Genomic DNA, 20411 nt, shown 5'->3' on the forward strand with positions numbered 1-20411 from the left:
TATTGAGCTTAACTTAAGAAAAATTATAAATGTCTAAATTTCGAGGGTGAAAATGAAAAAGATAATTAATAAAATAAAAACCAGTATTTGGCTATACCCAACTATATACAGTATAGGAGCGTTTATTCTTTCAGTAGGAATAAAAATTTTAGAAACAACTTATAGTGATGAGATGTCCTTATATTTGAGTACTGTATTTTATACTAAATCAGAATTAGCTCAAACTGTTTTAGGAATAGTAGCCAGCGCTTTTATTACTATTGCTACATTTACTTTTTCGACTACAATGGTAGTCCTTACAATGTATTCATCTCAGTTTACACCACGTGTAGTAGAAAATTTTTTAAATAACAAAGTAACAATGAAATCTTTTGGAGTTTTTTTAAGCGGTTTTATTTTTGCTATTAGTTCTTTATTATTTACAAAGACAAGTCAAAATGAAAATTTAGTTATATCAGCAAGCATAGGAGTTATTTATGTTATTGTAGGTCTTGTGTATTTTTTGATTTTTATACATAATGTTGCGACCTATGTTCAAGCCAGCCATTTAATACAAAGGCTTCAAGATGAAGCTAGGAAAAAAATTAAGGAATATAATGATTTTGAAGATAAAGCAAGCATTTTATCAAAAGAAGAAATGATAGAAATGGTAAAATACAAATATTTTTTTGATGTTTATGCTCATTCTGATGGTTATATCCAAGAAATAAATTATCAAAAGCTACAAAAAATTGCCCAAAATCATAACTGCATTATTTGTTTCAAAAAAGTTGTGGGTCAATTTATTTCTTTAGAAACTAAAATTTTGACAATATATTATGAAGAAAAAAATATTTTAGATGAAATAGATATAGAAGAAATTAATAAATTAATATTAATAGGCAACAAAAAAACTCAAACTCAAGATTTTAGTTTCACAATTCAAAAGATTGTTGAAATTGCTGTAAAAGCTCTTTCTCCAGGAATAAATGATCCTAATACTGCTATACATTGTTTGAATATTATAGGAATTTTATTAAGGGATTTATCACATATTGAAAAAGGATATATTTTACTAAAAAAAGATGATGAGTTGGGGCATATTATATATGAGGCATATGATTTTGAAGTATTGCTAGATGATGCATTTAGTCAAATTATCTTTTATGGTCAAGCAGATGTGTCGGTTATAGTAGTGGCACTTAAGTCATTAAGAATAATAAAAACTAAGGCTTCAAAATATAATAGAGAAATAATAGATAATTACGCAAAATATTTAATAGAAAAGCAATTAAAACTATCAGATGATAAATTACATCACACTAAAATAAAAAATGAATATATAGACTTGATAAATCTATAAAATTATATTCAATTAGAATTTTTATTATTGACATATGTCATAAAAAGAGTATAATTAAAATTATAAATGACATATGTCATTAATTAATGAAGGAGATGAATATAATGCCAAGAAGAGATGGAAGCGGACCTATGGGTGCTGGAGCTATGACTGGAAGAGGAATGGGAGCTTGTGCCAATGGTCAAGATACTCAGTATGGAAATGGTTTTAGAATGGGTTTAGGTTGTAGACATGGAATTAAAGGCGGACGTGGATTTTTTGGAAGGTTTTCTGATGTTCAGATTTCTAAAGAAGAACAAAAAAGGATACTAGAAAATCAAAAAAATGAAATTCAAAAACGTCTTGAAGACCTAGACAAATAATAGAAAAATATGTAGGATTAAAGAAATAACCAGAGTTTACTCTGGTTATTTCTTTAATCAACTTATTATAGTTTCTAAATTTTCATTAGGAATTGTAATATAGGGGGTACTTACTTAAAAAAAGGGGATATGAAAAATGCCAAGACCTATGAAGGGCAGAAGAGTTTGTAAAATGCCTAATGTAAATAAATTTGGGCCCTTAAATGTGCCAAAAAATCCTGATGAAGCAATAATTATGACTGTAGATGAGTATGAAACTATAAGATTAATAGATTTAGAAGGATATAAACAAGAAGACTGTGCAAAACAAATGAATGTAGCTCGTACTACAGTTCAGGGAATATATATTGAAGCAAGAAAAAAAATAGCTGATTCAATAGTTAACGGAAAGATATTATTAATCCAAGGTGGAGAGTACAAACTTTGTGAAGAAGTACATCATAATGGAGAAGGTGCTTGTCATGGATTTAGACGTCAAAATTGTCATAGAAAAAAACAAGACACGTCTCTATAAAAAAGAGAAGGGAGATTATGATTAATTTATTAATCATATAATATAAATATGGAAATTATGATAGATTGTATACCTTGTCTACTAAAACAAGCATTAGAAGCTTCAAAAATGGCTACTGATGATTCTAATAAACAAGAAGAAATTGTATTAGAAGGATTGAAGATTTTATTAAACTATAAAAACTATAGAAATTCGCCTGACTTAGCAAGACAAATTCATTTAACTATAAAAGAAAAAACAGGGATAAAGGATCCTTATATTCAAGTAAAGAAAAGAGATTTGGAATTTGCTAAAAATTTAAGGCCTAGTTTATACCAGTTTTTAGATAGTAAAGATGATAAATTATACTGGGCATTAAAAGTAGCGGCAGCTGGAAATAATTTAGACTCAGCAATATATAAGGAAACAGATATAAAAAAAGCTATAAAAGAAGAATTAGACAAAAGTTTTGAAATTAGTGATATAGATATATTTACAGAAAAATTAAAAAGTGCAAAAAATATTCTTGTCATTGGTGATAATACTGGGGAAACAGTGTTTGATAAAATAATGATTGAATATTTACCTCAGATAAATATTACATATGCCGTAAGGAGTGAACCTATAATAAATGATGTTACCGAAAAAGAGGCATATGATTCAAATTTAGATGAAGTTTCTACTATAGTTTCTACGGGTTGTAATGCCTCAGGAGCTATACTTGAAGATTGTAGTGAAGAATTCAAAACACTTTTTAAAGCTGCGGATATTATTATTAGTAAGGGACAGGGTAATTATGAAGCTCTTTCAGAAGAAAGAGGAAATGTATTTTTTCTTCTTAAAGCAAAATGTCCAATGATTGCTAGTAGATTAGAAGTTAAACTTGGAAGTTATGTATTTAAGTATAATAAATTTAAAAACTAATAATATATTCATAATTCTTTCATAATCAAATCCTATAATTACTATAAGCAAATAATTAATTAGTATTTAAGATTGTTTAATTAAAAAGGAGATGTGCATTATGGAAAAAATTATGAAAATGATGTTAGGTGGATTTTTAGTATTTGGACTAGTTATATCAAATGTTTCTATGGATTCAGTATATGCATCAAGTTCTGATACAGGTGCAATAGGAGCTCTTCAAGATAAAGAGTTCACATTGAATGAAATGCTTGAATATGCTATAGAAGATGAGTATTTAGCTCAAACAGAATATGATTTAATAATGAAAGAATTTAATGTAACTAGACCATTTTCTAACATAATTAAATCAGAAGGAACACATATAAGCTTACTTGAACCCCTATTTGATAAATATAATGTAGTAATTCCGAATAAAGATTGGGAAAGCCTATTAGAAGTTCCAAGTTCACTAAATGAAGCATATGAAGTAGGAGTAGAAGCAGAAATAAAAAATATAGCAATGTATGAACTATTTTTAAAACAAGATTTACCTGATGATGTAAGAACTGTATTTGAAAGATTAAAATCAGCATCTGAAAACCATCTACGTTCTTTTGAAAGACAAGTAGATAGAAAAATAGGTGGAAATTTTAATAAAAATAATTAAAAGAAAAAACTTAGCAGGCTCTTGCTTGCTAAGTTTTTTTACAGACAAATCTTATACTTATTTTCCCGATATATTTAATTCTTTTATTCTTACACTTGCAGAGCCCGTATCTTCAGTAAGAGGAGACAGGAAAAAGTCATTTGCTACTGCATCTATATCATTTAGTAATTCAAAGAAATTACCAGATACAGTAATTTGGCTTACTGGACTTGAAAGCACTCCCTTATCAATGCAGTAACCATGACACTGAAGCGAAAAATCTCCAGAAATAGCATTTATACCTGCATGTAAGCCCTGAAGCTCCGTAATAAATACACCAGTATCTATAGAAGACATCAAATCGTTTAACTCTATATCCCCAGGCTCAAAGCAAAGATTGCTAGGAGCGATTTCAACTGAGCTTTTGTAGGATGATTTTGATGCATTTCCAGTTGATTTAACCTTGTCTATTTCAGCAGTTTTGAGATTGTGCAGATAGGTTTTTAATATACCTTTTTCAACTATTGGCTTTACAAAGGTTGCCACACCTTCATCATCAAAAGCAGTAGAGCGAAGTCCGGACTTCTTATGAGGGTTGTCAGTTATAGTTACATGGCTAGAGGCAATAGAAGCATCTAGCTTTCCTATTAATGCCGATAACTTTTTTTGAACCTGCTCAGCACTAAAATGATTAGTAAACTGAGATAAAAAGCTAGCAAAAGCTTTATTTTCAAATACCACAGGACACTTAATAGATGCTATAGGTTCAGCTCCAAGCATACTAAGGGCTTCATCAGTTGCAGTTTTTGCTATTTTATCTAAAGAAAGCTCTTTAAAAGAATCAGCCATATCAAAACCTATACCAGTTCTCGTATCTTCCTTCTCCTTAGCAACTACAATCCCATAAGCATATATATGTGATTTTGTTTCCCTTACATCTAGACCTTTAGTATTTTTTATCCACTTTGTGTAGGTGGTTTCAACATAGCTGTTATTTGACAATCTTACAATTCTAGAATCTGTCTCTAAGATTGTTTTTTCTAAATCAATCATAAATTGAATTTTTTCATCTATAGATACATCCTTATCTACAGAGGGAAATTCCATAAATTTATAGTCTCCACTTCCATCGTGTAAGCATACAGGGTCAGTAGACTCGATTGCAAAAGCATTTTCATAAGCTGCATTTACAAGCATAGCAATTGCATCATCATCGAAAGCTTCAGTAAAGGAATATCCCATTTTACCATTGATTATTCCTCTATAGGATAGACCACCTTGCTCAGAAAGTTTGAATTTATCAACTTCACCTTGGTATACAGAAAGGTTTAAGCTTTCTGCTGTTTCATAATATATTTCTTGATTTTCAAAGCCTTTATTTTTACCTGCTTCAAACAATTTATCTGTCCATGTATTTAGCATATAGCCTACTCCTTTCCCCCAACTGTAATTTCAGAAACCTTAAGTGCAGGCTGACCTAGTCCAGCTGGAATAGAGCCACTGACAGAGCCACACATACCTTCTCCTGAATCAAAATTATCACTTACCATTTCAATCTTTTTAAGAACATCTAGACCAGTTCCTATGAGTGTTGCGCCTTTGATAGGTTCCTCTATTTTTCCGTTTTTCACTAGGTAAGCTTCTTGGACTGCAAAATTAAATTCTCCAGTCGCAGTATTTACAGAGCCACCACCTAGATATTTTGCATATATGCCGTAATCAATTGAAGAAATCATATCTTCAAACTTACTATTTCCATTTAGAATGTAAGTGTTCGTCATTCTAGAGGTAGGAGCAAATTTATATGATTCTCTACGACATGAGCCAGTAGCTGGCATATTCATACGCCTAGCATTTAGCTCATCTACCATATAATTTTTTAAGATTCCATTTTCTATTAATAGATTTCTAGTAGTTTTATTGCCTTCATCATCAAAGCTAAGTGAGCCCCATTCATTTTGGACAGTGCCATCGTCAACTGCAGACACTACAGTAGAAGCTATCTGCTCTCCAAGCTTTCCAGCATACACTGAATTTCCCTTTGCAACAGAAGTTGCCTCTAGTCCATGCCCGCAAGCTTCGTGAAATATTACTCCACCAAATTTATTATCAAGAACGACAGGAAACTTTCCACTAGGAGCTGATTTTGCATCTAGCATAGTTATAGCAACTCTAGATGCTTCATTGGCGATATCTTCTACAGATATTTCATCATAAAGCTCGAAACCTTTTCCAGAGCCTTTTCCAATCATTCCATGCTCCATTTTTTCATCACGCTTGGCAACTGAATTCACGATAAATCTAGTTCTAGTTCTGCTATCTTGCACAAATTTGCCATTTGAATTTGCGATTAGAACATTTTGAGTATAATCAAGATAATTAACTCTCACTTGATGAATTAAATTTGAGTATGAAGATGCTGATTCATGAGCCTTTCTCATAAGCTCGATTTTTACTGATTTTTCTACATCCTGAGGGGATATCATAACAGGATGAACAACGCTAGGATTTTCCATAACAAAATCAATATTTAAATTTTGTGGTAGACCTTTTAAAGACTTTGAAGCGTTTTGTGCTAATTTAATAAGGGTATCTCTGTCTTTTTTATGAGAATAGGTATATACGCTGTTAAATCCATTAAAAATTCTTATACCCACACCACCAGTTCTTCCAGTGAGGGAGCGTTCTATTTTGCCTTCTATCATTCCGATAGTATTATCTAATCTGTCTTCTACAAAAATCTCAGCAAAATCACCACCAAAAGACAGTGCTGCTGTGAGTACATCGTGTACCAGTCTTTGATCTAGCATAGTATTCTCCTTTTTATAAATTTTCGAATAATTCAATATTTATATTATTGTAACCAATAATCATAAACATAACAATAATATTTTAAAACATATAAAAAATATTATATGAAAATATCCTGCTTAATAACTTTGTTATGTAATATTATATAAATAGCATAAAAACATTACATTATCAAATTAATCACTTTAATTGAAAAATTAAATTCATTTTATTGTAAGCAAAGTTGTGTATAATGAATTTATTAAAATTTATAATAAGACCTCGGCATATTGGAAATAAATATTAATTGTTGTATTCACAATAAAAGAAGGGATGATAAAAATGAAATATATTGATATGCACTGCGATACAATACTTACTGTTCCAGATGATGGCAGCTCTGAATTACTTATTAACAATCCAAAAGCAAGTGTGGATTTTGACAGATTAAGACAATCTGATGCTATGGCACAGTTTTATGCAATTTTTCTTATGAATGAAGAAATGTTTAAAGAAGAAGGTAAAAAGTACATTCCTGATGATGAGTATATTCTTAGGTCTGTTAATATGCTAAAAGAAGCAGTCAAAAATACAAACTATATGGAAATGGCATATAACTATAATGATTTGATGAATAATAGCTCAAATGATAAAATCTCAGCTTTACTCACCATAGAAGATGGACGCTCAGCAACTAGCATAGAAAAAATTAAGCGCTACCATGATTTAGGAATACGCCTTATTACCCTTACTTGGAATTTTGAAAATAGCATAGGATATCCTAACTCTGATGACAAAACTATAATGCAAAAAGGACTGAAAAACTATGGATTTAAAGCTGTAGAATACATGAATGAAATAGGTATGCTTGTAGATGTTTCACACCTTTCAGATGGAGGGTTTTATGATGTAGCAAGCATAGCGAAAAAGCCTTTTGTAGCATCTCATTCAAATTCAAGAGCACTATCACCACATAATAGAAACCTTACAGATGAAATGATTAAAATAATAGCAGAAAAAGGTGGAGCTATAGGTCTAAACTTTGCGCCAGAGTTTTTAGCTAAAGATATTACAAATACACATAGTAAAATAGAGCTTATGATAAATCATTTAAACTATATTAAAAATATAGGTGGAGAAGATGTAATTGCGCTAGGCTCAGATTTTGATGGAATACAAGGCAACTTAGAAATAAGTGGTTCTCACGAAATGCCAAAATTATTTGATGCATTAAAAAATAATGGCTGGAGTGAAACACAGCTAGAAAAATTGACACAAAAAAACATGCTAAGAGTTATAAAAGAAACTTTGAAATAATAATTTAGCTCTAGGATTAGTATGCGACATAAATGTGCATATATTGTCGGATTTGATTTTCTTGCTTTTGATAATATTGATATAGAAAGGAGGTTGTTTTATGGATACCTTGACGAGCATGAATAAAGCTCTAGAGTATATTGAAGAAAATTTAACTGATGAGCTTGATTATAGTCAAATTTCTAAAATAGCATTTTGCTCAGAATATCATTTTAAGAGAATGTTCTCATTTTTAGCAGGGATAAGTTTATCAGAGTATATTCGAAGAAGAAGGCTAACTTTAGCAGCGAGTGAATTAAAGAACAAGAATTTAAGAATTATCGATATAGCCGTAAAATATGGATACATTTCGGCGGATTCATTTAGTAGAGCTTTTCAAAATCTACACGGAATATTGCCTTCAGAAGCTAGAAAAGAAGATGCTCAAATAAAAGCGTATCCGAAGATGACCTTCCAGCTATCAATTAAAGGAGGAAATGAAATGAATTACAAAATCGTAGAGAAACAATCATTTAAAATAGTGGGATTTAAAAAAAGAGTGTCAATGGTGTTTAAAGGTATAAATCCTGAAATTGCAGATATGACGAGCCTTTTAACACCAGAAATTATAAAGCAGCTTAAATCAATTTCAAATGTCGAACCACTAGGAATAATAAGTGCATCCACAAATTTTTCCGAAGAAAGGATGGAAGGAAAAGGTGAGCTCGATCATTATATTGGAGTAGCTAGTAATAGCGATGACACTGCTTCCTTTGATGTATTAAATGTAAATTCAGGAACTTGGGCAGTATTTGAAGCAATTGGACCGTTTCCAGAGACTTTGCAGGATGTTTGGGGAAGAATATATTCAGAATGGTTTCCGTCTTCAGGCTACGAGACCGTGATAGGACCAGAAATTTTATGGAATGAAAATCCCGACACTGGAAATCCAAAATATAAAAGTCAAATTTGGATTCCAGTGAGGAAGAAAGCTTAATAGAGAATTATTTCTTGGCTAAGATAGTATATATTGAATCATTGATTCTAGTGATTTTTGTAGATTTAAATCCAGAATTCAGCAGTGACTGTTCAAGGTCAGTTGATGATATTCGTATATCCATTGGAGGTCCTTCTATTATTTTCTCGTCCTTTTCGTACTCGAGGCATAGTAGATGACCTCCTATTTTAGTTACCTCATAAAGCTTTGAAAGTACTTTTGATAATGACTCTACTTCGTGTAGTATAAGTGATGCCATGATAAAATCAATGCTTTCGTCTTCTAGAGATAACGCTTCAATAGTAGACTCAATGAGCTTGATATTTTGCAAATCTTCTTTGATAGCTTTTTCCGATATGACATTTAGCATACGGCTGTCAAAATCAAGAGCATAAACTGTTTCTTTAGTCTTTTTTGCCATAGGAATAGTAAAAAAACCAGAACCAGCACCAATATCCAGTAGAGTATGATTCTCATGTATAGGCATTTCATCTATCAGCATTTCAGGAGGAAGGAGTCTTTCTCTTTGCTTACTCTCTAAAAATGCAATTTTATTTAAAAACTTTTGATCTCCATCGTGCGATTTTTTTATATTATTCATATAAACCTCCTAATGATATATAATACAGAGTGTAAATATCTACAATTGTCTTAAAAAATTAAGCAGTATGATTCACTGCTTTAGTATTTTAAACATTAGCAACATCTAAAATAAGCTTTTCCTTAAGATATGTCACCATTTTTTCTTCTGCTTCTTGCATAGCAAGCTCAATTTTGCATAAGTTGTCTTCATTTAATTCGCAGGTAAATAATGCGTTACTACCTTCAATAGCTTGAATTACGTCATAAAAACTAATCTCAGATTTAGGTTTTCTTAGACTATACCCGCCATTGACTCCGGGTGAAGATTGAATAAGATTTGCTTTAACAAGCTGGGTTAATATTTTAGAAAGATAGGTAGGAGAAATGTTCATATGGCTTGCTAGTGGAGAAAGACTAAAGTTTTCCTTCCCATCCTGCGAAACAAAATAGGTCATTATATGCAAAGCATAATTTGTTGCTTTTGTATATTTCATGATTTTCCTCCAAGAAAGATATTACAGACTGCATTTATCTATAATTATAATCATAAGATTAATAACTGTCAATAAGTATTTAGTGATGAGAAAGGTAAACTATAGTAAAATAGATATACACAGCATTATAATATTTTTACCAAACAACAAAAATGATATCATAATGCTAATTTTGTGAGATGAGGAATTTTAAATATGAATGGAACACAAAGAACTAATATACAAATTGGATCAAAAGTTATGGTAGTACAAAAGCAAGACCAAAGAACAGGAAAATTAACTGAAGGGGTTGTTAAAAGAATCCTCACCAATTCAGCTAATCATCCTCATGGTATTAAGGTAATGCTAGAAAGTGGAATTGTAGGCAGAGTTAAAGAAATACTATAGCAAGAGGAGGAGTCTTTATGAGCAAAGATAGTAAAAGAACTATAAGAAGATTAATGCCAGATGATATGGATACCTATGTGGATATCTATCTCAATGCATATCCAGCAGGCAAGGATATTTCAAAGGAGTGTTACGAAAAATATTATAATCGCAATATGCAGTCACTACTAGAATATGAGCATGTGAATTTTTTTGGACTATTTGAAGATGATGAGCTTATATCGATTATGAAATTAATAGATTTTGATATTAATCTATTTGGTAAAATGAACAAGGCTACTGGGCTTATGTCTTTAGCAGTTCATCCACTTCATAAGAAAAAAGGCGTAGCTAGAGATATGGTGAAATTCTTTGAAGACTATACTATAAGCTCTGGTGGACTTTGCTCTATGCTTCTCCCCTTTAGGATAGAATACTATAGAAAAATGGGATATGGCTATGGAACAAAGCTAGACGAATATAGAATACCTACTTTGCAGCTTTCATCTTGCAAAGATATATCTAATCTAAGGCTGATAAAAAAAGATGAAATTGATAAAGTGATTTCTTGTTATTCGAACTTTGTAAGTAGCTATCATGGTGCAGTATGTAAATTTGAAGAGGAAATTAGAGAAATAAATGAAGACGATGAAACTAGAAGAATAGGTTATTTTGAAAATCAGGAATTAGAAGGCTATGCTGCATTTAGCTTTAAAAGAGATAGTGAAGTAAACTATACATTAAATTCGATAGTAGTATCAGAGCTAGTATATAGTGATGGCGAGGTTCTTAAGAAGTTATTAGCTGGACTTCGCATGCAAGCAGATTTGGCTCAAAATATCGTTATAAGAACTGGAGAAGCTGATTTTTATCATTTACTAGACTCGCCAGAGGATACCTCAAGCAATTATATTAACTACGGCTTCATCCAAACAAATATATCAGCTATGGGAAATATGTACAAAATACCTGATATAAAAAGCTTTGTAGAGAAAACCAGCTATAGAAAATTTCCAGTAGAAAATATAAAAATAGGCTTTACAGTTTATGATGAATTCAAAGGTGAAAATAATAGCTTTGCTATATTATTTAGTTCAGATGAATCGAATTTATATAGCTCTTGGAGCTTTGAAAGTGAGAATATTAATTCTGATTTAGAAATAAAAATTAAGCTATCAGACTTATCTGCATTATTTATGGGAAGCGCTGATTTTGCTTCTATGGTAAGGCTTGGAATAGTAAGCATAAGTGATAAAAACCTCACAGAAAAAGTAGATAGATTATTTCATTTGAATCAAAGACCATTTACAAACACTGACTATTAATATTAGAAAAAGAGTTACTTAAGTAACTCTTTTTTGTTTACATATTCTGTATAATTAAATCACAGTGACAATTTTGCTGATATGTATAAAAAAAGACTAAATATTTAAAAAATACTCAGTAACATTTTTGCTTTTTTATATTTATTATAAACCTGAGGGAGGTAGTAAGGCTAATGAAGAAAAAGATTATATTTTTTATAGTAATTCTTATATCAATCTTAATAATTATAATGATAAAAAATAATCAAAGTCTAAAAAAAGAGACTAGCAATTCCTTAGATTTAGGAGTTCCTATTCAAGTAGAAAATGTAGAGTTTGGGAATCTTACAAAATCTATACACTATACTGGCTTGATGGAATCTAAAAGTACAGTAAACATATCTTCAAAAATTACTGCAGAAATAAAAGATATATATGTAAATGAAGGAGACAGGGTAGAACAAGGAACTTTAATGGCAAAATTAGACGATAGTAAGCTTATAGCAAACAAAAAAACTTTAGAAAGCAAACTTAAAACCTTACAAATAAATTCAAGCTATCTTAGCCAAGAAGTTTCTGATTACTATACATCTAGTTCAGCAATATATAGCCTTGAAAAACTTGAATCAGAGATAACTTATCTAAATGATCAAAAAATGAAAATGAAAGCTTTGCTTGATGCAGGCGCAATTCCCAAAAATACTTATGATGAATTAGAGCAGAAGTCGCTTTCTATGGATATACAAAAAAATGAATTAAAATCTACAATAGATAATAATTATGAATCATTAGAAAATCAAAAAAATATGCTAAATAGTCAAATAGAAGAATTAAAAACTATGATAGATGAAATAGACATGACAATTAAAGATACTGAAATTAGAGCACCTTTGTCAGGGAATATTCGAGTTATAAATTATGAAAAGGGTGATTTAGCTATTGGAACAAAGCCATTTGTTACAATAGATGATAGAAATGAAATGAAAGTATTAGTTTCAGTTTCTGAAAAAGATTTATCTAATATTAAAGAAAATGGGAAAGTAAAGCTAGGGATTATTGGCAGGGGCTTGAATCTAGATGCTCAAATAACAAAGATTTCTTCATATATGAATAGTAAAACTAAAATGACAGATGTGGAAATTAATATTAATCAAGAAGAAATACTCGATGAACTTATTATAGGAAGTACAGTAGATGTGGAATTTGTAATAGAAGAAAGCGAAAATAGCCCTCTAATAAGCAAAGAAAGTTTAGTAAAACAAACAGATGCAACTTATGTCTATACAGTCAAAGACGGACTTGTTACAAAGAAACAAGTAGAAATAGGCATTGAAGTCAAAGATAAGGTTGCTATACTAAATGGAATTGAAACGGGAGAAAAAATTGCAATAAAAAATCTTAAAAATTTATATGATGGAGCCAAAGTATATATATACCAGGGAGAGGATAAAGAATGAAAATAGGACAAATTTCTATCAAATATAAATACTTTATTTTATCTTTGACCATTGCCATTTTATTATTTGGAACATATTCGAAAATGACTTTAAAATCTCAAATGTCTCCTGATACAAACTCTCCATCGGTTACTGTTCTTGCTCAATATCCAGGAGCTTCAGCGCAAGACGTTATAAATGATGTAATAGAACCCATTGAAAATGTTTTTGGAAGTTTAGATGGAATAAAAAATATTAAATCTATTGGCCAGGACAATGTAGCAATAATAAAACTAGATTTTAATTATGGTATAAATGTAGACCAAGCTGCGATTGATGTTCAAAATTCTCTGAGTCGTATTAAAAGTGAACTTCCAGCAAACTTACCTGAAGCAAAAGTATTGAAATTTAGCACTTCTGATAAACCAGTTGCAACAATAAGTCTAAGTAGTGATTCAGTAGACTTAAGAGAAATAAGACAAATTGCTGAAGAAAAAATTGCTTTTGATCTTCAGTTAATAGATGGAGTAGCTTCAGTTAGTTATTTTGGAGGAAATGAAACTCAAGTTGAAATTCAATTAGACCGTAGTCGTATGAATGCCCACGGAATTACAATAAATCAAATTAATAGCTCTCTATTAATGAATAACATAAAGGCTCCAGGGGGCAAGATTACAGATGATGGCAAAGAAGTTTTGGTTAGAATAGAAGATGAATTTAAAAACTTGGAAGATATAAAGAATTTAGGCATTAAGACAATAGACGGTAATAAAGTATACTTAAGCGATTTAGGAGAAGTGTACTTTAATACAGGAGATAAAGAAAGCGCATATGTATATAATGGTTCAGATGGAATCGCATTGATGATAACTAAAAAAAGTGATGCAAATACTATAGATGTCATAGATAACTTAAAAGAAAATATTACTGATTTAGAAAAGAAATATCCCTTTATAAATTTCGAAATCGCTCAAGATGATTCTATTTTTACTAATCAAATGATTAATAATATGACAATTAGTGTTTTGACAGCTCTTCTTTTCACTATGTTGATAATTGTTTTGTTTATAAAAAACATTAATCAATCTCTAGTTATTAGTGCATCCATGCCACTAGTATTTATGTCTACCCTAGGTCTAATGAAATTATCTGGCATGAAACTCGATATGGTAACGCTATCAGCTTTAATCCTTAGTATAGGATTTGTTGTAGATGGAGCCATAGTAGTTGTAGAAAATATAATGACACACTACAATAAAAGTAAAAATATTATTCAAGCAGCTATTGATGGAACAAATGAAATTGCCATGCCGAGTATTGCAGGTGCTACAACTACATTAATAGTGCTAATTCCACTTTTGTTTATTAAAGGATTTGTAGGAGAGATGTTTAGACCATTAGCAATGACGGTAATATTTGCTATTACTTCATCAATCGTAATTGCACTTATTGTTATACCCCTATTTACTGTTATGTTCCATAAATTTTCCTTTAAAAAAATTGAAAAAGCAATAGGCTATATTTCAGAACCATTTAACAAAATGATGGATAAAATTTTGGAAATATACATTATTCTTTTGAAAAAATCTTTAAGCAATAAATTGAAAATGCTTTTAATTATTGTTGTTCTAATGGGATTAAGTGGAAGCTTTATTGCAAGTAATGGTATAGAAATGTTGCCTAAGTTTGACGGAGGAACCACTTTTTTATCAATAGAGCTTGAGCCAGGAACAAAAGTAGAAGAAACACTGACAGTCGTAGATGATATAGAATCTTTTTTAGAATTAGAAAAAAATATTGAAAGTTACGATGTTCAAGTTGGATATGAAAAAAATAGTGCCATGATTGGAGACTTTGGCATTATGGGAACCAATCAAGCTCTATTTACAATTAATTTGCTCCCAAGAACAGATAGAAAAGAAACTATATGGTCGTTCCAAGAAAGGCTACGTTTTGAGTTGAAAAAAATTCCAGACATTGAAAGATTCGTAGTAAAAGAAAAAGGGGGTACTGCAACAAGTAGTTCTACTGCACCATTGGATATAAGAATATCTGGAGATGATGAAGAAGTCATCTATAAATTAGCTAGTAATTTTGAAGAAGAAGTAAAGAAAATTCAAGGAACAACTAATATATATAAAAGTGTAAACATGGATAATGATCAAATACTCATAAAAACAAATGAAGAGGAACTTAGAAGGCTAGGATTAAGTACAGCTGAAGTATCCAAACAGATTTATATAGCTCTAGAAGGTATTAATAGTACAACCATAAACACAGTAGATGCAAACAATATCGATGTAAAATTAATTTTTAAAGAGCAATATAGAAATGACATGGATGCTTTAAAAGATATTAATATTACATCACCTATAGGGGCAATAGTTCCACTAAGAGAGATAGCTGAATTTGAAAGTGGAAAAAGATCTAATATGATAACAAAAGAAAATTTAGAAAATACAATTGATATTTATGGATATATAGACAGCAGAGCTTATAGTCATGTTACATCTGATATTCAAAAACTTATTGATAAGTACCCAGTTCCTACTGACTATTCTATTAAGCTCAGCGGAGAAAGCTCAGATATGGGAGAGTCGATGAAAGATATGCTTTTTCTTCTAATATTAGCTATTATCTTTGTTTACTTGATACTGGTTCCTCAGTTTAAATCATTCATACATCCAATTACTATAATGGCATCAATACCTTTAGTCATTATAGGGATTGCTCCAGCTTTAGGATTGACAAATAAATATGTATCAATGCCTGTATTGTTAGGATTTATACTTCTTGCAGGAACAGTTGTAAATAATGCTATTTTAGTTATAGATCAAACTATACTAGCTAAAAAAACAGGATTATCAACTAATGAAGCCTTAATTTCCGCAATCACAGTGAGATATAGACCTATTATGATGACAGCATTATCAGATGTTGTTGGAATGCTTCCTTTAGCTATGCAGTTAGCTTTGGGTTCAGAAAGATTTTCTCCATTAGCAGTTACAATAATAGGAGGTATCTTGTCAGCTACATTCTTGACATTAATAGTTATTCCTGTACTTTTTGCAGGCTTTGAAGAAATAAAAGAGAAATTTGTTGAATAATTAAAATTATATTAAGTGATTTTGGGTATAATAGTTAAAGGAAAACGGTTGCATAAAAAAAGAAGTTTGGGAGGCATTTATGGTTGAATGCAATAACTATAAACAGCTAGAAGAAATAGAAAATCTCCAAAAAACTCTAACTAAATATATGATGTACTATAAATTTGGAATGGAGGAAATAAATACTAAAATCAGTATACTCCAGCAGGAATTTCAATATGTTCATTCATACAACCCAATAGAGCATGTAAAATCTAGGCTGAAAACTCCTCAAAGCATCATAAACAAGGTGCATAGAAGAGGATATGAATTCACTATAGATTCAATTCGAAAAAATGTGCTAGATATAGCTGGAATTAGAATCATCTGCTCATTTACATCAGATATTTACAGTGTATCAAAAATGCTAGTAAACCAAAGAGATATAGAGGTAGTGGAATACAAGGACTATATAAAAAATCCAAAGCCAAATGGCTACCAAAGTCTTCATATGATACTAAAAATACCTGTTTTTATGTCAGATAGAGTTGAGGAAGCCTTTGTAGAAGTACAAATTCGAACTATAGCTATGGAATTTTGGGCTAGTTTAGAGCATAAAATATACTACAAATACGATAAAGAGATACCAGAGAACTTAAAAAATGATTTAAAGGATGCAGCAGATCAGATTTCTCAGCTGGATTATAAAATGGAGCAAATCCATATGCATATGCAAAAACTTAAATTTGAAAATGACAGCAAAGACCAAAGTTCTGAAATCACTGAAGATGATGAATTCCAAAAATTGACGAATAAATATATCAGTATGCTATTTAGCAATTCTATAGATAGTTAGATTAATTTAGATAAATTTATTTGTTTTTGGTATAATATATTTTGCAATTAGAAATTTATTAGGAGGAAACAAAAAATGATACCAACACCACATATTGAAGCTAAAAGCAAAGAGGAAATAGCGAAAACCGTTCTTATGCCAGGAGACCCTTTAAGAGCGAAATTTATTGCAGATACATTTTTAGAAGATGTAGTTCAGTTCAATGGAGTAAGAAATGTTCTAGGATATACTGGAACTTACAAAGGAAGAAAAATATCAGTAATGGCAAGTGGAATGGGTATGCCTAGCATAGGAATCTATTCGTATGAGCTATATAAATTTTATGAGGTTGAAAATATAATCAGAATAGGCTCTTGCGGAGGATATACAGCAGATGTAAATCTATATGATGTTATCCTAGCAAAAGATGCATGGAGTGAGTCAAGCTATGCAAAGGTTCAAGGCGGATACACAAAGGATGTAATAGAAGGAAGCAAGGAACTTAACGATAAGCTAATAACCTATGCTGATGAACTTGGAATTCCTATGCACGTAGAAAGAATACATTCATCTGATGTTTTCTATAGAGAAACTTCTGATGAATATAAAGAAATCTATTCAAAGCATGGATGCGTGGCTGTAGAGATGGAGGCTTTTGCACTTTTCCATAATGCAAAGGTTCTTGGAAAAAATGCAGCTTGCCTTCTTACAGTGTCTGATAACCTAGCAACTCATGAAGCTACAACATCTGAGGAAAGACAAAATGCATTTACCAACATGATGAAAATAGCGCTGGAACTTGCTGAGTAATAAGCTGAAAAATCTACCCCAAAGTCCAGGCGTATACTTGATGAAGGACAAAAATGATGGGGTAGTGTATATTGGAAAAAGTAAAAACCTAAAAGCTAGAGTAAAAAGCTATTTTACTAAAGGTGAAAAGTCAGAGAAAATAATTAGAATGGTGCATAATCTAAAGGATGTAGACTGGATAATTACGGATACTCATATGGAAGCTCAGATACTTGAATGTGCTTTGATTAAAAAGCTAAAGCCGATATATAACGTTCAGTTTAAAAATCACCAGAACTATTTCTACTTAAATGTAGGAACTGACAGTAGAAAAAAGCCATTGCTAATATACTCTGAAAAACAACCCTTTGACAGCTATGGACCATATAGAGGTCGCTCATTTGTAAATCAACTATTAAAACAGCTTGAAAACATTTATCCTATAACAAAGGCTAGTGATAGCTATATATTTGGTTACAGTGTATTTCCTATAAAAATGAATGATACGGAATTTCTAGAAAATAGAGTATCTTTAATTGAAATTTTAGGAAATGAAAAAGCTAATTCAAATTTTATCTCTGTAGCTAGGCAAAAAATGATAGAGGCAAGTAAAAATCATCGTTTTGAAACAGCAAAAGAATTTAGGGATATAATAAGTGGCTTAGAATATATATATAATAATAATCTAAAGTCTAATTATAGAGCTATGAAAAAAGCTGTAGTAGTAGGAGAAGAAATAGATAGAGGAATAAAATTATTCTACATTGTGTCAGGTCTTATTATTCTAAAAAGAACTTATGAGGATTTGACTGATGAAGATATAATAAAATTTAAAGCTGAGGGCAAAGCTTTAGCTAAAATAAGAGCAAGCTTTACAGATGAAAAAAGAAGTTTGGATTTCAGAAAAATAGTAAGCCTAGAGCTTCAAGACCTAGCTTCAAAAGGAACAGCTTTTTTAGAATATGAATAAATCAATATTGAAATAAAAAAACAGGTTTAGCTTAAACTGAGTTTATGCTAGCCTGTTTTTTATTGCGAATAGTACAAGAAGGTTTACATTGTTCCGATATAGGAACAATATGGACATTTTTAAGTTAATAATTGACCTGTTTTTAAATGTACGCTATTATGTACATAAGAAAAGGAGGTGTTGATGTGATTAATACGAATGTCACTAATTTTAGAAAAAATTTATTCAATATCCTAGAACAGACCATAAAATATAATGAACCAGTAAATATAAGTACAAAAGATGGAAATGCAGTTATAATAAGTGAAGAAGACTATAATGGTTTGATGGAGACTTTGTATCTTTGTTCAATTCCAAATATGAGAGAAAAAATCATGAGCAGTATAAATACCTCTGTAGATGAATGTGTAGCAGAAGACGAGGTCGATTGGTAATGTATAAAATTGTTTATGACAAAATGGCACTAAAGGATATTCCAAAGTTAAAATCAACCAATCTTGACAAAAAAACTAAATCATTAATTGATATATTAAGACTTAATCCTTATCAATCTCCACCACCATATGAAAAATTAGTTGGTGACCTTGAGGGAGCATACTCGAGAAGAATTAATATACAGCATAGACTTGTGTACCAAATTTTAGAGGATATAAAAACAATTAAAATAATCAGCATGTGGTCTCATTATGAATTCTAATTTAAAAAGGAGTTATCAGAAAGTAAATTTCTAGATAACTCCTTTTATCAATTTTATGATAATATAAAAAAATACGATTTATAATTATTTGTTGTTTTTTACTTGATTTCAAAGGTACAAGTAATTACAGCAGTAATCTCTTTGTCTATAGATGAAGTATCATTAATGCCATAATCAGAGATTTCATTTGAATACGGTGGAGTTATCTGAAATACTCCAACAGAGGCACTCTTAAGCTGCCCTGCTGATTTTCCTGATGATTTTAGCATAGCGTCTGCTCTAGCTTTTGCATCTAGAGTAGCCATCTCTATCATGTGAATTTTTTTATCGGCTAGCTTGGTATAGAAATACTGTGGTGGATAGGATTCAAAGGTTATTCCTTGATTTATCAGTTCAGTAGAAATTCTAGATATTTCTGCAATTTTATCCACATCATCAGAGCGGATTTCCACAGTTTGGGATAATCTGTAGCTTTCTATTGAGTTTGAATACATACCATTTTGCAAGATAGCATTTATTGGCATGGTACTTACGCTTGAAAATATTAAGTCTTTTTCAGAAAATCCTTTTGAAATAAGAAAATCCTTAACTTGCTGGGCTGTAGATTCCAAATCCTGATACGCAGTTTGTAATTCTACATTGTTTGAACTAAATGATCCAGACCAAACAGCATAATCTGATTTAATCTCTTCCTTTGCGGAGCCTTTAAGTGAAATTTCATTTCCAGATGATCTGATGCTCTTTATTCCTTGTGTTAACACAAAAGCTGATGCAAATAAGGATATTCCTAAAATAATTGATACGATAATCCATGCAGAATTTTTTTGCTCCATAACATCGAACTTCCTTTCAAAATTAGTTTATTAGAAACAAGTACAAAAATAACCCAATGAATTCCTGAAGAGAATGAACTAAAAATTAAATATTTGATAGAGAAAACGAACTATAAAATATAATAATTACATAAATTTATGATAAAATCATAATAACACGAAAGCTAAAGTTAAAATTTACAAAAAA

General features: G+C 30.7%; 21 protein-coding genes. 16 read left to right on the forward strand and 5 right to left on the reverse strand.

From position 1 onward, the window contains the following. Positions 1-52 precede the first annotated feature (52 nt). The 5 genes from CLOST_RS03800 to CLOST_RS03820 all read left to right on the forward strand — a co-directional run bounded on the left by CLOST_RS03800 (position 53) and on the right by CLOST_RS03820 (position 3770). Positions 53-1342 carry a DUF2254 domain-containing protein gene (locus CLOST_RS03800; protein ID WP_013360926.1) on the forward strand — a complete coding sequence of 430 codons (1290 nt, stop codon included), beginning with the start codon at positions 53-55 and terminating at the stop codon, positions 1340-1342. 104 nt (positions 1343-1446) lie between these two features. Then, positions 1447-1704 carry a DUF5320 domain-containing protein gene (locus CLOST_RS03805; protein ID WP_013360927.1) on the forward strand — a complete coding sequence of 86 codons (258 nt, stop codon included), beginning with the start codon at positions 1447-1449 and terminating at the stop codon, positions 1702-1704. A gap of 136 nt (positions 1705-1840) precedes the next feature. Beyond that, entirely contained in the window at positions 1841-2218 is a 378-nt protein-coding gene (locus tag CLOST_RS03810) for a DUF134 domain-containing protein (RefSeq protein ID WP_013360928.1), read from the forward strand. Between the two features lie 48 nt (positions 2219-2266). Then, complete coding sequence (locus CLOST_RS03815; protein ID WP_013360929.1) at positions 2267-3121, forward strand: damage-control phosphatase ARMT1 family protein; 855 nt, start codon at positions 2267-2269, stop codon at positions 3119-3121. 100 nt (positions 3122-3221) lie between these two features. After that, entirely contained in the window at positions 3222-3770 is a 549-nt protein-coding gene (locus CLOST_RS03820; RefSeq protein ID WP_013360930.1) for a ferritin-like domain-containing protein, read from the forward strand. Positions 3771-3827: 57 nt separating this feature from the next. Here the strand turns inward: CLOST_RS03820 and CLOST_RS03825 are convergent, their stop codons facing one another. Next, positions 3828-5171, reverse strand: coding sequence for a TldD/PmbA family protein (locus CLOST_RS03825; protein WP_013360931.1), 1344 nt, complete (start codon positions 5169-5171; stop codon positions 3828-3830). 5 nt (positions 5172-5176) lie between these two features. After that, entirely contained in the window at positions 5177-6559 is a 1383-nt protein-coding gene (locus tag CLOST_RS03830) for a TldD/PmbA family protein (RefSeq protein WP_013360932.1), read from the reverse strand. A gap of 322 nt (positions 6560-6881) precedes the next feature. Between CLOST_RS03830 and CLOST_RS03835 the strand changes: the two genes are divergently transcribed. Then, positions 6882-7856 carry a dipeptidase gene (locus CLOST_RS03835; RefSeq protein ID WP_013360933.1) on the forward strand — a complete coding sequence of 325 codons (975 nt, stop codon included), beginning with the start codon at positions 6882-6884 and terminating at the stop codon, positions 7854-7856. A gap of 100 nt (positions 7857-7956) precedes the next feature. Next, positions 7957-8832, forward strand: a complete 876-nt coding sequence (locus CLOST_RS03840; protein WP_013360934.1) for an AraC family transcriptional regulator — start codon at positions 7957-7959, stop codon at positions 8830-8832. Between the two features lie 7 nt (positions 8833-8839). On the opposite strand, the gene CLOST_RS03845 is transcribed toward CLOST_RS03840, so the two are convergent. Next, positions 8840-9433 (reverse strand): class I SAM-dependent methyltransferase, encoded by a 594-nt coding sequence (locus CLOST_RS03845; RefSeq protein ID WP_013360935.1) that lies wholly within the window; start codon positions 9431-9433, stop codon positions 8840-8842. 88 nt (positions 9434-9521) lie between these two features. After that, on the reverse strand, positions 9522-9908 hold the full coding sequence (locus tag CLOST_RS03850) for an RrF2 family transcriptional regulator (RefSeq protein WP_013360936.1): 387 nt from the start codon (positions 9906-9908) through the stop codon (positions 9522-9524). A gap of 195 nt (positions 9909-10103) precedes the next feature. On the opposite strand from CLOST_RS03850, the gene CLOST_RS03855 reads away from it, so the two are divergent. The 9 genes from CLOST_RS03855 to CLOST_RS03895 all read left to right on the forward strand — a co-directional run bounded on the left by CLOST_RS03855 (position 10104) and on the right by CLOST_RS03895 (position 19391). Next, complete coding sequence (locus CLOST_RS03855; RefSeq protein WP_013360937.1) at positions 10104-10295, forward strand: YwbE family protein; 192 nt, start codon at positions 10104-10106, stop codon at positions 10293-10295. A gap of 17 nt (positions 10296-10312) precedes the next feature. Continuing rightward, complete coding sequence (locus CLOST_RS03860) at positions 10313-11599, forward strand: GNAT family N-acetyltransferase (protein ID WP_013360938.1); 1287 nt, start codon at positions 10313-10315, stop codon at positions 11597-11599. 173 nt (positions 11600-11772) lie between these two features. After that, entirely contained in the window at positions 11773-13035 is a 1263-nt protein-coding gene (locus tag CLOST_RS03865) for an efflux RND transporter periplasmic adaptor subunit (protein ID WP_013360939.1), read from the forward strand. Continuing rightward, the gene (locus CLOST_RS03870) at positions 13032-16121 is read left to right on the forward strand and encodes an efflux RND transporter permease subunit (protein ID WP_013360940.1); all 3090 of its coding nucleotides are present in this window, start codon (positions 13032-13034) and stop codon (positions 16119-16121) included. Before CLOST_RS03865 ends, CLOST_RS03870 begins: the two co-directional genes overlap by 4 nt. Before the next feature lie 79 nt (positions 16122-16200). Then, complete coding sequence (locus tag CLOST_RS03875; RefSeq protein WP_013360941.1) at positions 16201-16956, forward strand: GTP pyrophosphokinase; 756 nt, start codon at positions 16201-16203, stop codon at positions 16954-16956. 75 nt (positions 16957-17031) lie between these two features. Continuing rightward, positions 17032-17745 carry a purine-nucleoside phosphorylase gene (gene deoD / locus CLOST_RS03880; RefSeq protein WP_013360942.1) on the forward strand — a complete coding sequence of 238 codons (714 nt, stop codon included), beginning with the start codon at positions 17032-17034 and terminating at the stop codon, positions 17743-17745. A gap of 37 nt (positions 17746-17782) precedes the next feature. Then, positions 17783-18694: a GIY-YIG nuclease family protein gene (locus tag CLOST_RS03885; RefSeq protein ID WP_330360762.1), complete on the forward strand. Its 912-nt coding sequence runs from the start codon at positions 17783-17785 to the stop codon at positions 18692-18694. Between the two features lie 185 nt (positions 18695-18879). After that, positions 18880-19128 (forward strand): type II toxin-antitoxin system Phd/YefM family antitoxin, encoded by a 249-nt coding sequence (locus tag CLOST_RS03890; RefSeq protein ID WP_013360944.1) that lies wholly within the window; start codon positions 18880-18882, stop codon positions 19126-19128. Further along, positions 19128-19391 (forward strand): Txe/YoeB family addiction module toxin, encoded by a 264-nt coding sequence (locus CLOST_RS03895; RefSeq protein ID WP_013360945.1) that lies wholly within the window; start codon positions 19128-19130, stop codon positions 19389-19391. The genes CLOST_RS03890 and CLOST_RS03895 overlap by 1 nt, the downstream gene beginning before the upstream one ends. Before the next feature lie 98 nt (positions 19392-19489). Here the strand turns inward: CLOST_RS03895 and CLOST_RS03900 are convergent, their stop codons facing one another. Next, a complete protein-coding gene (locus CLOST_RS03900; protein WP_013360946.1) occupies positions 19490-20224 on the reverse strand; it encodes an SIMPL domain-containing protein in 735 nt (244 codons plus the stop codon). Positions 20225-20411: the final 187 nt, after the last annotated feature.

It is taken from the genome of Acetoanaerobium sticklandii (assembly GCF_000196455.1).
Classification (GTDB): domain Bacteria; phylum Bacillota; class Clostridia; order Peptostreptococcales; family Filifactoraceae; genus Acetoanaerobium; species Acetoanaerobium sticklandii.

Bases quoted from the DNA above. Each gene is read 5' to 3' on its own strand.
- CLOST_RS03835 (WP_013360933.1), top strand. From the start codon at position 6,882: ATGAAATATATTGATATGCACTGCGATACAATACTTACTGTTCCAGAT.
- CLOST_RS03870 (WP_013360940.1), top strand. From the start codon at position 13,032: ATGAAAATAGGACAAATTTCTATCAAATATAAATACTTTATTTTATCT.
- CLOST_RS03865 (WP_013360939.1), top strand. From the start codon at position 11,773: ATGAAGAAAAAGATTATATTTTTTATAGTAATTCTTATATCAATCTTA.
- CLOST_RS03800 (WP_013360926.1), top strand. From the start codon at position 53: ATGAAAAAGATAATTAATAAAATAAAAACCAGTATTTGGCTATACCCA.
- CLOST_RS03895 (WP_013360945.1), top strand. From the start codon at position 19,128: ATGTATAAAATTGTTTATGACAAAATGGCACTAAAGGATATTCCAAAG.
- CLOST_RS03815 (WP_013360929.1), top strand. From the start codon at position 2,267: ATGGAAATTATGATAGATTGTATACCTTGTCTACTAAAACAAGCATTA.
- CLOST_RS03820 (WP_013360930.1), top strand. From the start codon at position 3,222: ATGGAAAAAATTATGAAAATGATGTTAGGTGGATTTTTAGTATTTGGA.
- deoD (WP_013360942.1), top strand. From the start codon at position 17,032: ATGATACCAACACCACATATTGAAGCTAAAAGCAAAGAGGAAATAGCG.
- CLOST_RS03875 (WP_013360941.1), top strand. From the start codon at position 16,201: ATGGTTGAATGCAATAACTATAAACAGCTAGAAGAAATAGAAAATCTC.
- CLOST_RS03850 (WP_013360936.1), bottom strand. From the start codon at position 9,908: ATGAAATATACAAAAGCAACAAATTATGCTTTGCATATAATGACCTAT.
- CLOST_RS03860 (WP_013360938.1), top strand. From the start codon at position 10,313: ATGAGCAAAGATAGTAAAAGAACTATAAGAAGATTAATGCCAGATGAT.
- CLOST_RS03830 (WP_013360932.1), bottom strand. From the start codon at position 6,559: ATGCTAGATCAAAGACTGGTACACGATGTACTCACAGCAGCACTGTCT.
- CLOST_RS03810 (WP_013360928.1), top strand. From the start codon at position 1,841: ATGCCAAGACCTATGAAGGGCAGAAGAGTTTGTAAAATGCCTAATGTA.
- CLOST_RS03900 (WP_013360946.1), bottom strand. From the start codon at position 20,224: ATGGAGCAAAAAAATTCTGCATGGATTATCGTATCAATTATTTTAGGA.
- CLOST_RS03845 (WP_013360935.1), bottom strand. From the start codon at position 9,433: ATGAATAATATAAAAAAATCGCACGATGGAGATCAAAAGTTTTTAAAT.
- CLOST_RS03855 (WP_013360937.1), top strand. From the start codon at position 10,104: ATGAATGGAACACAAAGAACTAATATACAAATTGGATCAAAAGTTATG.
- CLOST_RS03805 (WP_013360927.1), top strand. From the start codon at position 1,447: ATGCCAAGAAGAGATGGAAGCGGACCTATGGGTGCTGGAGCTATGACT.
- CLOST_RS03825 (WP_013360931.1), bottom strand. From the start codon at position 5,171: ATGCTAAATACATGGACAGATAAATTGTTTGAAGCAGGTAAAAATAAA.
- CLOST_RS03840 (WP_013360934.1), top strand. From the start codon at position 7,957: ATGGATACCTTGACGAGCATGAATAAAGCTCTAGAGTATATTGAAGAA.